Genomic DNA, 15,690 nt, shown 5'->3' on the forward strand with positions numbered 1-15,690 from the left:
GGGGGCACCTCATCAAGGGAAGGCTAGCGCCTTCCATCGCCGGATGAATCCAGCTCCTACAAGGGCGAGCCCGCACCCTGTAGGAGTAGCTCCAGCTAGCGACCGCTCCTAGAACAGGTGATACCGCTGCGCCAGCGGCAGCTCCGTGGCGGGCTCGCAGGTCAGAAGCTCGCCGTCGCAGCGTACTTCATAGGTCTGCGGGTCCACGGTCAGTTCCGGGCAGGCGTCGTTGAGCTTCATGTCCTTCTTGCGCACCCCGCGCACGTTCTTGCACGCCGACAGCGCGCTTTGCAGCCCCAAGCGCTCCTTGAGCCCCGCATCGATGGCGGCCTGGCTGACAAAGTTGAGACGGGTCTGGCTCGCCGCGCGGCCAAAGGCGCCGAACATGTGCCGATAGTGCACCGGCTGGGGCGTCGGGATCGAGGCGTTGGGGTCGCCCATGGGGGCCGCAGCGATCATCCCGCCCTTCAGAATCAGCGAGGGCTTCACGCCAAAAAACGCCGGCTTCCAGAGCACCAGATCGGCCAGCTTGCCCACCTCGATAGACCCCACGTCGTGACTGATCCCGTGGGTAATCGCCGGATTGATGGTGTACTTGGCGATGTAGCGCTTGGCGCGCAGGTTGTCGGCGCCCAATGCTTCGTCTTCCGGCAGCAGGCCGCGCTGCACCTTCATCTTGTGCGCGGTCTGCCAGGTACGGCAGACCACCTCGCCCACCCGGCCCATGGCCTGGGAGTCCGAGGCGATCATCGAGATCACGCCCAGATCATGCAGGATGTCTTCCGCGGCGATGGTTTCCCGGCGAATGCGCGAGTCGGCAAAGGCGACGTCTTCGGGGATATTCGGGTCCAGGTGGTGGCAGACCATCAGCATATCCAGATGCTCGTCGATGGTGTTGACCGTGTAGGGGCGCGTCGGGTTGGTGGAGGACGGCAGCACGTACTCCAGCGAGCAGGCGGTGATGATGTCCGGCGCGTGGCCGCCGCCCGCCCCTTCGGTGTGGTAGGTGTGAATGCCGCGCTCCTTGAACGCCGCGAGCGTATCCTCGACGAAGCCCGACTCATTGAGCGTATCGGTGTGAATCGCGATCTGGACATCGTACTTCTCCGCCACGCTCAGGCAGGTGTCGATGGACGCCGGCGTGGTGCCCCAGTCCTCGTGAAGCTTGAGCCCCATGGCGCCGGCCTCGAGCTGCGCCTCGAGCCCTTCCGGCAGGCTGGCGTTGCCCTTGCCGAGCAGGCCGATGTTCATGGGCAGATCGTCCACCGCCTGGAGCATCTTGCCGATATGCCAGGCGCCGGGCGTACAGGTGGTAGCGTTCGAGCCGGTGGCGGGGCCAGTGCCGCCGCCGAGCATGGTGGTCACGCCGCTCATCAGCGCCTCCTCCACCTGCTGGGGGCAGATGAAGTGAATGTGGGCGTCGATGCCGCCGGCGGTCAGAATCTTGCCTTCACCGGCGATGATCTCGGTGCCCGGGCCGATGACGATCTCCACCTCCGGCTGGGTGTCAGGATTGCCCGCCTTGCCAATGGCAGCGATACGCCCGGCTTGCAGGCCGACATCCGCCTTGACGATGCCCCACCAGTCGAGAATCAGCGCGTTGGTGATGACGGTATCCATCACCGCGGAATCGACGCGCTGGCTCTGGCCCTGGCCATCGCGGATCACCTTGCCGCCACCGAACTTCACCTCGTCGCCGTAGTGGGTGGCGTCACGCTCGACTTCGATCCAGAGCTCGGTGTCGCCCAGGCGCACGCGGTCGCCTACCGTGGGGCCGTACATGTCGGCGTAAGCCTGACGGCTGATTCTGTTCGTGGTCATTGCGTGTCTCCTTCCAGCGCACCCATGACATCGCCACGGAAACCGTAGATCTCGCGCTTGCCGACGAACGGAATTAGCGTGACCTCGCGGCTCTGACCCGGCTCGAAGCGGATCGCGGTGCCAGCGGCCACGTCGAGCCGGTAGCCACGGGTTTTGGCGCGGTCGAACTCAAGCGCCGGATTGGCCTCGGCAAAGTGGTAGTGAGAGCCGAGCTGGATGGGCCGGTCGCCGGTGTTGGCGACCTCCACGGTGATGCGCTCGCGGCCGGCGCACAGCTCGATCTCACCCTCTTTTAACTGATACTCACCAGGAATCATGGCTGCCTCCAAGGGGTGTAACGCTAGTTGATCGGCGTATGAACGGTCACGAGTTTCGTGCCATCGGGAAACGTTGCCTCGACCTGCACCTCGTCGACCATCTCGGCCACGCCCTCCATGACGTCATCGCGGGTTAATATCTCGCGGCCGAAGCTCATCAGCTCGGCCACGGTTTTGCCGTCGCGGGCGCCTTCGATGATCTCGAAACTGATCAGCGCCACGGCTTCCGGGTAGTTGAGCTTCAAACCGCGCGCCTTTCTACGCTCGGCTAGCTGCGCGGCGGAGAACAGCAGCAGCTTGTCCTTGTCTCTCGGGGTCAGTTCCATGCGGCGTTATCCTCTCAAAAAGATGAAGCGTCAGGTCAGCCAGATGCGCGGCGTGTGGGCCTCGCGGTCGATCAAGCGCGGGCGCAGAAGCTGCCAGGCCCGCTCGCAAAGCGCCCAGGCATCCACCCGCGAGCCGCCCAGGTAGCGCAAAAGCAGCACGCCATGGCGAAGAGTCACTGCCCAGTTCGGCTCGGCCGCAAGCGTCTCGCGCAGCACCTCGATGGCGGCGGGGCCGTCCTCGAGTCCTATCGCCCAAAGGGTGGCCTGCACCGTGGCGCCGCCCTGGCCCCAACGGCCGACGAAACGCGGGTGCAGCGGGTCCAGCGGCTGGCGCTCGAGCCACAGGGGCTTGCCATCCAGCGTCAGGCGAAAGTGCTGCTCGATGCGCCCGGACACGAACGGAAGCTGACTTGCCGGGCGGCCCAGCGCCATCACCTCCCAGCCCAGGCATTTGGCACTACCGTGAAGGGCGATATGGGTGCGCTGCTCGCCTTTCGAGCCATCGAAGGCGATGGTTTCCTGGGGGAGCCACTCGAGCACCGCGCCATCCTCCACGGTAAGCGCAGTGCGCTGGGTCCAGGCCACGCCCTGGCTGTCTGCCTTGTAGAGCTTGTTGGCGGCGGGGGTGGTCAAAAGCGCGTGGGCGCCCTTTTCCACCTGTGCCTCGATGCTCAGCGCATCGCCGCTGACCAAACCACCAGGCGGGTGCAGCACGTAGATATGGCAGGCCTCACCGCGGCCTTCCGGGTAGAACGGGCGCTGTACGCGAAGCGGGCCCTGATGGCGCGCCTGAGTCATGCGCGTGGCGCCGTCGCGCTGGGCAAAACGCAGCGCAAGCGACGCCGCCCAGCGGCGCTGGTCGTCGAAACGGTGGCCGGAGGGGGTGTATGATGCGTTGCTATCGCATGCCGTCATCAGACGGTCGCTCTTGATCGATTGATTCATATTCCCTGACCAATGCAATTAATGCGCCAAAATGGTGAAAGGATGCCAAGCGGCCCTTTGCCGGGGCAGAGCAACTCATCGTGACCAACGTCATGCACCAGAATTGAACATTCTGACTGAAAAGGCACCATAAAAGCGCAAGCCGTGTAATAACGGGACCGAGCCCGGGACAAAAGGCCACATCGCGAACCTCTTAACGGGTCACGTTTTACGCTACCATGGCACGATCAATCGGGCCGCCTGCCCCTCAAGGCCCGCTATCGACGTTTTGCCAAGGGTCGTCATCTTGCCACTTCAGCGCTTTACCCATCGTCGTTGGTACCGCGTTGCGCTTCACGCGGCGCTCACGGCCATGCTGTTGCTGCTGATCGGCCCGCTGATTTCGCAGTCCCAGGCCGGTCATCACGAGGCGCATCGACACGCCGCCTCCGGCGCGCACCACGACCACCCATCCTCGGCGCACCGCTCTCACGCCGCCCCAGAAACGTCGCCTGAGCCGTCGATCGAGCCCATCTTCACCTGGTTTCACGAGTGCGGCTACTGCTCCCTGTGGCAGCAGTTTCCCTCGGCTCATGCGTTTTTGCCCGCCATTGCGCGGCAGGCATTCGTTCACCACGCCCCGCGGCCAAAGTCGCCGCATCAGGGGTTCGCGTCCTTCGACAACTACCTGCATGCGCCTGTCCGCGCCCCGCCGCTCGCCTGACGACACCCATCAGTTTGTATGACCCGATTCTGACGACCTGACGGCCGCCCCTGGCCGCCGGGTGCGTGTCGCTATCACTCGGGCGCCCCTTCGAGCGGGCGCTGCAGGAGCCGTAATGACTGCTCATGTCGACCCCCGATCGGCGGCGAAGACGCCGTTCGATCTCTACCGCGCCATCTGGCGCTGGCACTTCTACGCGGGCCTTCTGGTGCTGCCCTTTCTGATCACCCTCTCGATCACCGGGGCGCTGTATCTCTTCAAGGACGAGATCGATGCCATCGTCCACGCCGACGTCAAACGCGTCGCGGTGCAGCAAAGCGTAGAAACGCCCGCCGCTCAGGTGAGCGCCGCCCTCGACGCGCATCCGGGAACGGCGCTCAAGTACACGGCCCCGGCCACGCCGGAGAGCTCGGCGGAAGTCACCGTGCGCACGACCAACGACGAGCGCCTGGCGGTGTATGTGAACCCTTACACCGGGCGCGTGCTCGGCGCACTGGACGATCGCGGAACGATCATGTGGACGGTGCGAAAGTTGCACAGCTTCAAGCTCTTCGGCGCCACGCCGCGCAAGCTGATCGAGATCACCGGCGGCTTCGCGATTTTGCTGGTGCTCACCGGCGTGTATCTGTGGTGGCCACGCACCAACGCCAGGGGCGGTGTGGTCAGCGTACGCGGCGCGCCGCAAAAGCGTGTCTTCTGGCGCGACCTGCACGCGGTGACGGGGCTGTTCGTCGGCGCCTTCATCCTGTTTCTGGCGATCACCGGCATGCCCTGGTCCGGCGTGTGGGGCGCTCAGGTGAACCAGTGGGCCAACGGCAACAACTTCGGCTACCCCGCCGGGGTTCGAACCGAGGTGCCAATGTCCAGCACGCAACTGAGCGAGCAGGCGCCGACGAGCTGGTCGCTGGAGCAGGCGCAAGTGCCCGAATCGACCGAATCGACCGAGTCGACGGGCCAGGCGGATATCGGCCTGAACGAGGCCGTGGCCACCTTCGAGCGCCTTGGGTTGCACTCGGGCTTTGCGGTCAGCCTGCCCACTACCCCGACCGGCGTCTACTCCGGCTCGGTCTACCCGGACGAGGTGAGCCAGCAGCGGGTGGTGCATCTGGACCGCTACAGCGGCGAGCCGCTCGTGGACATGCGCTACGCCGATTACGGCCCGCTCGGGCGGTGGCTGGAGTTCGGCATCAACGTGCACATGGGTCAGCAGTTCGGGCGAGCGAATCAGCTGCTCTTTCTGGCGGTGTGCGTGGCGATCATCCTGCTGTGCGTCAGCGCCGGCGTCATGTGGTGGAAGCGTCGCCCGAAAGGCGGGCTGGGCGTGCCGCCGCTGCCGCGGGACAAACGCGCGTTTCGCGGCATTCTGGCGATTCTCGTCGGCGGCGGGGTGCTCTTTCCGCTGACCGGCGCGGCGATTCTCATCATGCTGCTCATCGATGGGTTTGTGGTGCGTCCTTTGCAGCAGCGCCGCCTCGCCGCACGCGGCGCTTGATCCTTTTCCCCGGCCCTTTTCCCGGGGGCCGGGGCACGTCTTCTCGCCCTTGCATCGCTTGACAGGCAGCGCCGCTGGCAGGAAACTTAGCAAAGGCTATACTTCTTACCAGACGCAAAAAAAACGCCCGCTTTTCGATCACCGCGAGGATCCATCATGGCCGTACAACGTCTCGTTGCCGCTATGGCGCTACTGCCGCTGAGCTCGCTGTCGCTGGCCGACGAGCCGCCGTTGAACGTGGTGGCGACCATCGGCATGATTGCCGATGTGGCCCAGAACGTGGGCGGCGAGTGCGTCAGCGTCGAGGCGATGATGGGCCCAGGCGTCGACCCGCATCTCTACCAGGCCAGCGCCAACGATGTGGCCATGCTGCGCGGCGCCGAGCAAATTCTCTACTCGGGTTATGCGCTGGAGGGCCAGCTTGGCTCGGTGCTGGAGAACTTTGCCACACGCACGCCGACGCTTGCCGTCGCCCCCGCGTCGATCGAGGAGGATGCGCTGATCACGTCCCAGGGCGCCTACGGGGTCGACCCGCACCTGTGGATGGATGTCTCGCTCTGGGCGAACATCGTCCCGACCTTGAGCGACACCCTGATCGAGGCGCGCCCGGCGTGTGCCGCAACCATCGAGGCCAACACCGAGCGCTACGAAACCGAGCTTCTCGCGCTGCACGAGTGGGTCAAGGAGAGCATCGCTTCCATTGCCGAGGAGCAGCGCGTACTGGTCACCGCCCACGACGCTTTCAGCTATTTTGGCCGCGCCTACGATATCGACGTCGAGGGCATCCAGGGCATCAGTACCGAAACCGAAACCGGCATTGCCGATATCCGCAACATGGCCAATAGTGTGGTAGAGCGCAACGTGCCGGCGGTATTCGTCGAAAGCACCATCAACCCGCGCACCATTCAGGCGGTGATCGACGCGGCGCGCCAAAAAGGTCATGAGGTCGTGGTCGGCGGCGAGCTCTACTCCGACGCCATGGGCGACGACGGCACCGTCGACGGCACCTACATGGGCATGATCTACCGCAATACCGAACACATCGTCGAGGCGCTGGGCGGCTCCCTCGCCCCCCTGCCACAAGCGCTCGAGGGCTGGGCAAGCGAATGGCAGCTCGACACCTGACGATCAAAGGCACTGTTTGATGACAACGACCGGTAACGCTGAGCCGGCACTCAGTATCAAGAACCTGACCGTGAGCTATCATAACCAGCCGGTGCTGTGGGATATCGAGCTGGATATTCCCGCCGGCGTCATGGCGGGCATCGTTGGCCCCAACGGGGCGGGCAAAAGCACGCTGATCAAGAGCCTTCTGGGGCTCGTACCGTCGCTTTCCGGCGAGGTGCGGGTGCACGGCAAGTCCTACGCCTCCCAACGCAAGCGCGTGGGTTACGTGCCGCAGCGCTCGAGCGTGGACTGGGACTTTCCCACCACGGCGCTGGACGTGGTGATGATGGGGCTTTACGGGCGCCTTGGCTGGCTCCGGCGCCCGGGCCGACGCGAGCGCAGCGAGGCCATGGAAGCGCTGGCGATGGTCGGCATGAGCGAGCTTGCCAACCGCCAGATCAGCCAGCTCTCCGGTGGTCAGCAGCAGCGGGTGTTTCTGGCCCGCGCGCTGGTGCAAAAAGCCGACGTCTACTTTCTCGACGAGCCCATGGCCGGGGTCGACGCCACCACCGAGCGGGCGATCATCGACATCCTGCGCCGCCTGCGCGATGAAGGCAAAACGGTGATCGTCGTTCATCACGACCTGCAAACGGTGAGTACGTACTTCGACTGGCTATTGCTTTTGAACGTGCGCGTGATCGCCGCCGGCCAGGCGCGCGACGTGTTCAAGATCGATCATCTGCGCAAGGCCTACGGCGGCCAGATCGCCCTGCTCGGCGACAGAGAATCGCTGATGTTCCCCGCCTCCAAAGTGACGTGATGCATGCACTGGCTTGAGCTTTTATCGGACTACACCTTTCAAAACGTGGTGATCGGCGCCTCGCTTCTGGGCTTGATCAGCGGGCCGCTGGGCTGCTTTGCGGTGCTGCGCCGTCAGAGCCTTCTGGGCGACGCCATCTCCCACGCCGCACTGCCGGGAATATGTCTGAGCTTCATCATCACCGGCAGCCGCGATCTGGGCGGCATCATTATCGGCTCGCTGGTCACCGGCACGCTGGCCGCGCTCACCATGCTGCTGCTCACACGTAAAAGCCGGCTTAAAACCGACGCCGGGCTGGGCGTCTGCCTGAGTCTCTTTTTCGCCGTGGGTATCGTGCTGCTCACCTACATTCAGGGCACCCGCAACGCCGCCCAGGGGGGGTTGGAGGCGTTTCTGTTCGGCCAGGCCGCGGCAACGCTGCGCTCGGATCTGTGGGTGATGGGCGCCATTACGCTGGCCACCCTCGCGCTGCTCGCCGCGTTCTGGAAACAGGCCAAGCTGGTTACCTTCGACCCCGAGTATGCCCGTACCCTCGGCATGCCCGCGGCGGCCATCGAGGCGGTACTCACGGCCATGGTGGCACTCGCCGTGGTGGTCGGCCTGCAAATGGTCGGGGTGATTTTGATGGCTGCGATGATCGTGGCGCCGGCCGCAGCAGCGCGGCAGTGGAGCCGCCATTTGGGCGGCATGCTGGTGATCGCCGCTGGCGTTGGCATCATTAGCGGCGTTTCGGGCGCCACCATCAGCACGCTGTCGCGCGGACTTGCCACCGGCCCGCTGATCGTACTGACCGCCACCGCCATCGTGTTGCTGTCGCTGGCGCTGGCCCCCGGCCGAGGGCTTTTGTGGGGCATCGTGAAGCACTATCGCCAGAAGCGCGAGCTGCACACCCAGCAGCTGCTCTACGCTCTTCACAAGCATCCGCAAACGCCGCCGCGCCTGAGCCCCAGCGCCCGGCGCACGCTGGCAGCGCTCACCCGTCAGGGCCACGTTGCCCGCTCGTCAAACAAGGCAGGCGTGGCGTTGACCGCGTCGGGCCGCGCCCGCGCCCGGGAAGTGGTCGCCGCTTTCGAGGAGGCCACGCCATGATCGCAGAGCTTTTGAACAGCACGGCGCTGCCGATCATTCTGGTCGGCGCCATGGTCGGCATCGCCTCTTCCGCGGTGGGCACCTTTCTGGTGCTGCGCGGCAACAGCATGCTGTCGGACGCGATCAGCCACTCGATCGTTTTCGGCATCGTCATCGTCTGGATACTGACCAAACAGCAAAGCGGCCCGGTGCAGCTCATTGGCGCCGCGCTGACAGGGCTTCTGACCGTTTTTCTCACCGAGGCGCTCGCCAGCACCAAGCGAGTGAAGCAGGACGCCGCCATTGGCCTCGTGTTCCCGGCGCTGTTCTCCATCGGCGTGTTGCTGCTCAACCTCTATGCCCAGGACGTTCACATCGACACCCACACCGTCCTGCTCGGCGAAATCGGCTTCGTCTGGCTCGACACCGTCGAGCTTTTTGGCCTCCCCATTCCTCAAGCGCTGGTGTCGATGAGCGCAATGACGCTGATCAACTACGCCTTCATCGGGCTCTTCTACAAGGAGCTGAAGCTCGCCACGTTTGATCCGGCGCTGGCCAAGACCTTCGGCTTCATGCCGACGATCCTCTTTTACGTGCTCCTGATGCTGACCAGTTCCACCGCCGTGGCGGCGTTCGACGCCGTGGGCGCGGTGCTGTTCATCGCCTTCGCGATCGTCCCGGCCTCGGCGGCATACCTGCTCACCGACCGGCTGTGGATGATGTTTCTCATCGGCGCGCTGATCTCGATCGCCTCGAGCATTAGTGGCTACTTACTCGCCGTGCACCTGAACGTCTCGATCGGCGGCATGATGGCGGTAATGACCGGCGCGTTCCTGATCCTCGCCTTCCTGTTCGGGCCGCGCTACGGGCTGGTCACGCGCGCCTTCAAACAGCGGCGGGCGCCGGTGGAGCCGCCTTTGGGCTTGTCCAAGGAGCATATACCGTGAGTATTTTCAACGCGCTCAAGGACTCCCTGGAAGAAGCCGTCGATATAAAGACGCAGAAACGCCAAGCCGACCGAGTCACGCGTTTCGAAGTAGCGGATGTCAAACAGATTCGGGCGTTACTCGCTGTTTCCCAAGCCGAGTTCGCCCAAGCAATGGGCACCAGTATCGATACCATCAAAAGCTGGGAAAATCGCCGTCGCAATCCAACAGGGCTGGCGGCCAAGGTGCTGGCCACCATTCAGGACAACCCAGCCTTCTACCGCGAACTGGCAGAGCACTAACGAACGACGCTCTTGTACATAAAATTGCGCCCGCCATCTGGCGGGCGCTTTATTTGTGGACTAAACCCATTGTGGATAACTCACACCGTCAGGTGCTGTTTGATCAACTGCTGGGATAATTCGCCGATCTCACCTTTTGCCACCGGGCGGCCGCGGTCCATGATCACGAAGCGGTCGGCGTATTTTCTGGCAAAGGGCAGCTTCTGCTCGACCAGCAGTACCGTCAGGCCGTCCTCCTCGATCAGCTGGCGGATCACCTGGCCGATCTGGGTGACGATATTGGGCTGAATGCCCTCGCCGGGCTCGTCCAGAATCAAGAGTTTGGGCTCGATCACCAGGGCGCGTCCGATGGCGAGCTGCTGCTGTTGCCCGCCGGAGAGATCGCCGCCGCGGCGGTGCTTCATTTCTTCGAGCACCGGGAAGAGCTCATGGATCCGCGCGGGGATCTTCTTGAGCCCGTCGCCCCGGGCGGCAAGGCCCGTGCGCAGGTTCTCCTCGACGGTCAGCATGGGAAAGATCTGCCGGCCCTGAGGCACAAAGCCTATCCCCAAGCGCGAGCGCGCCTCGATCGCCTTTTGGGTCAGCTCGACCTCGCCGCCTTCCGCCTGAAATTTGAGCGCGCCGCTTTTGACCGCGACCTCGCCCATGATCGCTTTCATCAGCGTGGTCTTGCCCACGCCGTTTCTGCCCATCACGCAGGTGCACTGCCCCTTCGGCACGTCGAGATCCAGATCCCATAGCGTATGGCTTTCGCCGTAAAACTGGTTAAGTTTTTCGATCGCGAGCATCAGGCGGCCTCCTCGTCGTCCGCACCCAGGTACACCTCGACCACGCTCGGGTCGCTTGCGACCTGATCCATGCTGCCCTCGGCCAGTACGCTGCCCTGGTGGAGCACCGTCACCTTGCGGGCGATGGAGCGCACAAAGCCCATGTCGTGCTCGACCACCACTACCGACTGCTTGCCGGCGAGACGCGTCAGAAGCTCGGCGGTGCGCTCCATCTCCTGCTCGGTCATGCCGGCCACCGGCTCATCGACCAGCAACAGGCGCGGGCGCTGCATCAAAAGCATACCGATCTCAAGCCACTGCTTTTGGCCATGAGAGAGAATGCCCGCCGGCTGGAATCGAAGAGCAGCCAACCCGACGGTCCCGAGCACCTCGTCGATGCGATCGCGCGCCTCACCGGTCATGCGTGCGGTGAGCGTCGGGAAGATGCGCTTGTCCGCGGCCATGGCGAGCTCCAGATTCTCGAACACGCTGAGCGCCTCGAACACCGTGGGCTTCTGGAACTTGCGTCCTATTCCCAAACTTGCGATCTCGGGTTCGTTCATTTTCAAGAGATTATGCCGGCTACCGAACCAAACGCTGCCCTCATTGGGCCGTGTCTTGCCGGTAATGATATCCATCATGGTGGTCTTGCCCGCGCCGTTGGGGCCGATGATGCAGCGCAGCTCGCCGTCATCGATGGTCAGGTTCAGCTTGTTGATCGCCTTGAAGCCGTCGAAGCTGACGGTGACGTCCTCCATGTAAAGGATCGGGCCGTGGCGCACGTCCACGGTGGATGCCTGAGGGGTCATGAAATCGAAGACCCGGTCGCGCTCTTTGAGCGACTCGAAAAAGCTCATGCGCTCGCCTCCGGTGAGTAGATGGAACCGCGTTGGCGACGGTGGGACAAGAGCCCGGCCACGCCCTTGGGCAAAAGCACCGTGACCAGCACGAAGAGCCCGCCAAGAGCAAACAGCCAGGCATCCGGCATCACGCCGGTGAACACGGTCTTGGCGTAGTTGACCAGAATCGCGCCGATCACCGCGCCATACAGCGTGGCCCGCCCGCCCAGCGCTACCCACAGCACGATCTCGATGGAAAACAGCGGCGAGAACTCGCTGGGGTTGATGATGCCGACCTGCGGCACGTAAAGCGCCCCGGCCACACCCGCGAGCATGGCAGATACCACGAACACGAAGAGCTGAAAGCGCTCGACCCGGTAGCCGATGAAGCGCGTACGCGCCTCGGCATCGCGGGTGGCCACGCAGACTCGGCCAAGCTTGCTGGTCACGATGGCCCGGCAGAGAAGATAGCCCAGCGCCAGTGCTACCCCGGACGCCAAAAATAGGCCAAGGCGCGTGTCACTGCTTCGCAGGTTGAAACCCAGAATCTCGCGAAAATCCGTCAGGCCGTTGTTGCCGCCAAACCCCATCTCGTTGCGGAAAAACGCCAGCATCAGCGCAAAGGTGAGCGCCTGAGTGATGATCGAGAGATACACCCCGGTCACCCGCGAGCGAAACGCCAGAAAGCCGAAGATCAGCGCTAAAAGCCCCGGCGCCAGCAGCACCATGGCAAAGGCAAACCAGGCCATGTCGAAGCCGAGCCAGTACCAGGGCAGGCTATCCCAGTTGAGAAATACCATGAAGTCCGGCAGTACCGGGTCGCCGTAGGTGCCGCGATCGCCGATCTGGCGCATCAGGTACATGCCCATGGCGTAGCCGCCGATGGCGAAAAAGGCGCCGTGGCCCAGGCTCAGAATGCCCAGATACCCCCACACCAGGTCCACCGCCACGGCCAGCAGCGCATAGCTCAAGTACTTGCCGAACAGGTTCACCGTGTAGGCGTTCACGTGCAGCGCGTGGCCTTGCGGCACGGCCACGTGCAGCACGGTGACGATGACGAGCGCGGCCAGCAGCACGCCGAGAAAGATTTGCGTCGCGCGCTCGGTGAAAGGGCGGGCGAGCCAGAAGCGGCTCGAGGTTGCCTGAAAGCTCATCGGTTAACCCTCCGCCGCGCGGCCCTTCTGCGGGAAGAGTCCCCGCGGGCGCTTTTGAATGAACAAAATGATGAATACCAGCACGATGATCTTGGCCAGCACCGCGCCCGCCCAGGGCTCGAGGACTTGGTTGATTACGCCAAGCGACAGCCCCGCGACCAGCGTGCCCCAGAGATTGCCCACCCCGCCGAATACCACCACCATGAACGAATCGATGATGTAGTTCTGGCCAAGGTTTGGCCCCACGTTGGTGAGCTGGGAAAGCGCAACGCCGGCAAGCCCGGCAACGCCGGAGCCGAGTGCGAAGGTCAGGATATCCACCCGGGTGGCGCGAATTCCCATCGAGCGCGCCATGGCGCGGTTTTGCGTCACGGCGCGCACCTCGAGCCCCAGGCGCGTGCGGCGCATGATCAGCATCAGCCCGACAAAAACCAGCAGCGCAAAGCCAAGTACGAACATGCGATTGAGCGTCAGCGACAGGGCGTCATTGATGACGAGCGACCCGCTCATCCACTCCGGGGTGATCACCGTGCGGTTGAGCGGCGAAATTACCGTGCGTACCAGTTGCTGCAGGATCAGGCTGATGCCGAAAGTGGCCAGCAGGGTTTCCAGCGGGCGGCCCTTGAGAAACTGAATGACGCTACGCTCGATGGCGATACCGGCCAGTGCGGCCACCAGAAAGCCGGCGGGTATCGAGAGCATCAGCGCAAGGCCGGGCTGGCCGGGCAGAAGCTGCTGCATCATCCACGTGGTGTAGGCGCCCAGCATCATCAGCTCGCCATGGGCCATGTTGATCACGCCCATCACCCCGAACGTGATGGCAAGTCCTATCGCGGAGAGCACCAGCACCGAGCCAAGGCTCAGGCCGAAGTAGAGCGTCTCGACGCCGCGGTTGATCTTCAAGTTCTGCTCGACGCTTGCAAGGGCTGAGCGGGCGGCGTCCGCCACCGCCGGGTTCTCGGCATTGGTGGCGCGGTTCAGCGCCACGCGGGCGCGCGGATGCAGGCTTCCGGCCAGCGCCTCGACCCCTGCCATCTCCCCGTTTTCGGTTTGGTAAATCGCCACCGCCTGGGCCAGGCGCCGGCGCACGTAGTCGTCCTCGGCCTCCTCGATCAGTGGGGTCAGCGTCTCGAAAAGCTCATCGTCCACCTCGCCCAGCAGGCGGTCGGCGGAGGTGCGTCGGCGCTCGACGTTGGGCGAGTAGAGATCCACCACGGCAATCGCGCTTCTAAGCTGATTGCGCAGCGCGTTGTTGATCCCGATACGGTCGAGCTCGCGGCGCGACATCTCACCCAGCGGCTCACCGCTCAGCGCGTCTTCGACGGGCCAACTGCGCCCGGTATTGTTCAGCACGATGACGAAGCGGCCGTCATCGGTGCGCTGCAGGCGGCCGTCGAGCAGCGCCTGCAGCCAGCCGCGGGCGCGCTCGTCATCGCTTTGCAAAATCTCGTTGATCGCCTCGCCCTTATCGCGGTAGGAGTCAACGTCCAAGGTTTCGAGCAGCGAATAGCCGGGGTCACTATCTTGTGCGCTGGTTTGTGCTGCGGCACCTGGCAGAAAACCGGCCAGCAACAAGCAGACGAACGACCAGAAAAGGAAGCGCCTCATGGGTTGTTCCTTTGAGTGTCAGTGGGAGGTGGCGTGCCCCGGGCCGCGACGGCGGCCCGGGTGAAGGGAGCGTTACTCGGCCAGCGCCGCTTCGGCTTCTTCCGCTGCGGTGCTGCCACCGCAAGAGCCGCTGACGACGTTGAAGTTGCCGCACGCCAGTGGCTTGCGCCAGTCAGCGATCAGATCGCGGGAGCCCGGCAGATAGTCGGACCAGGCGTCGCCGGCCACGGTAGAAGGTGTTTGCCAGACGATGTCGAACTGGCCGTTGTCCTGAATTTCACCGATCAGCACCGGCTTGGTGATGTGGTGGTTGGGCATCATGGCCGCATAGCCGCCGGAGAGGTTCGGCACAGAAACACCGATGATGGCGTCCTTGATCGCGTCGACATCTGTGGTGCCGGCCTTGCGCACCGCTTCGGCCCACATGTTGAAGCCAATGTAGTGCGCTTCCATCGGGTCGTTGGTCACCGACATCTCATCGCCGGTGTGATCGATCCAGGCGTCGATGAAGTCGTAGTTCTCGTCGGTATCCACGCTCATGAAGTAGTTCCAGGCGGCCAGGTGGCCGACCAGCGGGCCGGTGTCGATACCGGAAAGCTCCTGCTCGCCCACCGAGAAGGCGATGACCGGAATGTCGGCGGCGTCGATGCCCTGGTTGGCGAGCTCGCGGTAGAACGGCACGTTGGCGTCACCGTTGATGGTCGAGACCACCGCGGTGGGCTTGCCCTCTTCACCGAAGCGGCGAATCTCGGAGACGATGTTCTGCCAGTCCGAATGGCCAAAGGGCGTGTAGTTGACCATGATGTCTTCTTCCGCCACGCCGTGCTCGTCTTGCAGGTAGGCCTCGAGGATGCGGTTGGTGGTGCGCGGATAGACGTAGTCGGTGCCGACCAAGGCGAAGCGCTCGATGCCGACTTCGTTGATCAGGTAGTCGACGGCGGGAATCGCCTGCTGGTTGGGCGCGGCCCCGGTGTAGAAGACGTTCTCGGACGACTCTTCACCCTCGTACTGCACCGGGTAGAACAGCAGGCCGTTGAGCTCCTCGACCACCGGCAGCACGGCTTTACGGGAAACCGAGGTCCAGTTGCCGAAGATGACATCCACCTCTTCCTGAGCCAGCAGTTCGCGGGCGCGCTCGGCAAACAGCGGCCAGTTGGAAGCGGGGTCGACCACCACGGCTTCCAACTGACGGCCCAGCAGACCACCAGCCTCGTTCTGCTGCTCGATGAGCATTTCGACGGTGTCCTTCAGCGTCGACTCGCTGATCGCCATGGTGCCGGAGAGCGAGTGCAGGATACCGACCTTGATCGGGTCGTCGCTTTCCTGGGCAACGGCCTGAGCGCCGGCGCCCATGACGGCGGCGGCGAGAAGCGAGGTGACGAAACGGCGGGAGAGCGAATTGTGCGTTGGATGGACCACGTGAATCTCCTTGCACCCCTTGCGCGGGGATTGTTATTGAGCCCCATCGAGCACAGCCGCCCGATGACCACTAGCT

The 15,690-nt window shown here is 63.9% G+C and carries 16 protein-coding genes; 7 read left to right on the forward strand and 9 right to left on the reverse strand.

The features are described 5' to 3' along the window. Window positions 1-108: 108 nt before the first annotated feature. Genes ureC through OCT39_RS15920 form a run of 4 tightly spaced genes read right to left on the reverse strand, consistent with a single transcriptional unit; the run spans window position 109 to window position 3,379 of the window. Window positions 109-1,821, reverse strand: a complete 1,713-nt coding sequence (ureC, locus tag OCT39_RS15905) for an urease subunit alpha (protein WP_263585410.1) — start codon at window positions 1,819-1,821, stop codon at window positions 109-111. After that, the gene (locus OCT39_RS15910; protein WP_263585411.1) at window positions 1,818-2,138 is read right to left on the reverse strand and encodes an urease subunit beta; all 321 of its coding nucleotides are present in this window, start codon (window positions 2,136-2,138) and stop codon (window positions 1,818-1,820) included. The genes ureC and OCT39_RS15910 overlap by 4 nt, the downstream gene beginning before the upstream one ends. Before the next feature lie 23 nt (window positions 2,139-2,161). Next, window positions 2,162-2,464, reverse strand: coding sequence for an urease subunit gamma (locus OCT39_RS15915; RefSeq protein ID WP_263585412.1), 303 nt, complete (start codon window positions 2,462-2,464; stop codon window positions 2,162-2,164). Window positions 2,465-2,494: 30 nt separating this feature from the next. Continuing rightward, window positions 2,495-3,379 carry an urease accessory protein UreD gene (locus tag OCT39_RS15920; RefSeq protein WP_263585413.1) on the reverse strand — a complete coding sequence of 295 codons (885 nt, stop codon included), beginning with the start codon at window positions 3,377-3,379 and terminating at the stop codon, window positions 2,495-2,497. A 316-nt stretch (window positions 3,380-3,695) separates the two neighbouring features. Here OCT39_RS15920 and OCT39_RS15925 point away from each other — a divergent pair, with 316 nt between their 5' ends. From OCT39_RS15925 to nadS, 7 genes are all read left to right on the forward strand, one after another. Further along, window positions 3,696-4,112: a DUF2946 family protein gene (locus OCT39_RS15925; RefSeq protein WP_263585414.1), complete on the forward strand. Its 417-nt coding sequence runs from the start codon at window positions 3,696-3,698 to the stop codon at window positions 4,110-4,112. A 115-nt stretch (window positions 4,113-4,227) separates the two neighbouring features. Then, window positions 4,228-5,604 carry a PepSY-associated TM helix domain-containing protein gene (locus tag OCT39_RS15930; protein ID WP_263585415.1) on the forward strand — a complete coding sequence of 459 codons (1,377 nt, stop codon included), beginning with the start codon at window positions 4,228-4,230 and terminating at the stop codon, window positions 5,602-5,604. A gap of 156 nt (window positions 5,605-5,760) precedes the next feature. After that, window positions 5,761-6,729, forward strand: a complete 969-nt coding sequence (locus OCT39_RS15935) for a metal ABC transporter solute-binding protein, Zn/Mn family (protein ID WP_263585416.1) — start codon at window positions 5,761-5,763, stop codon at window positions 6,727-6,729. Between the two features lie 19 nt (window positions 6,730-6,748). Beyond that, a complete protein-coding gene (locus tag OCT39_RS15940) occupies window positions 6,749-7,531 on the forward strand; it encodes a metal ABC transporter ATP-binding protein (RefSeq protein WP_263585417.1) in 783 nt (260 codons plus the stop codon). A 3-nt stretch (window positions 7,532-7,534) separates the two neighbouring features. Beyond that, a complete protein-coding gene (locus OCT39_RS15945; RefSeq protein WP_263585418.1) occupies window positions 7,535-8,620 on the forward strand; it encodes a metal ABC transporter permease in 1,086 nt (361 codons plus the stop codon). Next, on the forward strand, window positions 8,617-9,546 hold the full coding sequence (locus OCT39_RS15950) for a metal ABC transporter permease (protein WP_263585419.1): 930 nt from the start codon (window positions 8,617-8,619) through the stop codon (window positions 9,544-9,546). Before OCT39_RS15945 ends, OCT39_RS15950 begins: the two co-directional genes overlap by 4 nt. Beyond that, entirely contained in the window at window positions 9,543-9,827 is a 285-nt protein-coding gene (gene nadS, locus OCT39_RS15955; RefSeq protein ID WP_263585420.1) for a NadS family protein, read from the forward strand. Before OCT39_RS15950 ends, nadS begins: the two co-directional genes overlap by 4 nt. 80 nt (window positions 9,828-9,907) lie before the next feature. On the opposite strand, the gene urtE is transcribed toward nadS, so the two are convergent. From urtE to urtA, 5 genes are all read right to left on the reverse strand, one after another. Then, window positions 9,908-10,615 carry an urea ABC transporter ATP-binding subunit UrtE gene (gene urtE, locus OCT39_RS15960; protein WP_263585421.1) on the reverse strand — a complete coding sequence of 236 codons (708 nt, stop codon included), beginning with the start codon at window positions 10,613-10,615 and terminating at the stop codon, window positions 9,908-9,910. After that, a complete protein-coding gene (gene urtD / locus OCT39_RS15965) occupies window positions 10,615-11,451 on the reverse strand; it encodes an urea ABC transporter ATP-binding protein UrtD (RefSeq protein ID WP_263585422.1) in 837 nt (278 codons plus the stop codon). The genes urtE and urtD overlap by 1 nt, the downstream gene beginning before the upstream one ends. Continuing rightward, complete coding sequence (gene urtC, locus OCT39_RS15970) at window positions 11,448-12,587, reverse strand: urea ABC transporter permease subunit UrtC (protein WP_263585423.1); 1,140 nt, start codon at window positions 12,585-12,587, stop codon at window positions 11,448-11,450. The genes urtD and urtC overlap by 4 nt, the downstream gene beginning before the upstream one ends. 3 nt (window positions 12,588-12,590) lie before the next feature. After that, on the reverse strand, window positions 12,591-14,195 hold the full coding sequence (gene urtB / locus OCT39_RS15975) for an urea ABC transporter permease subunit UrtB (protein WP_263585424.1): 1,605 nt from the start codon (window positions 14,193-14,195) through the stop codon (window positions 12,591-12,593). 72 nt (window positions 14,196-14,267) lie between these two features. Further along, window positions 14,268-15,548 (reverse strand): urea ABC transporter substrate-binding protein, encoded by a 1,281-nt coding sequence (gene urtA, locus OCT39_RS15980; protein ID WP_263587361.1) that lies wholly within the window; start codon window positions 15,546-15,548, stop codon window positions 14,268-14,270. Window positions 15,549-15,690: the final 142 nt, after the last annotated feature.

The organism is Halomonas sp. GD1P12, assembly GCF_025725645.1.
In the GTDB taxonomy this organism is placed as follows: domain Bacteria; phylum Pseudomonadota; class Gammaproteobacteria; order Pseudomonadales; family Halomonadaceae; genus Vreelandella.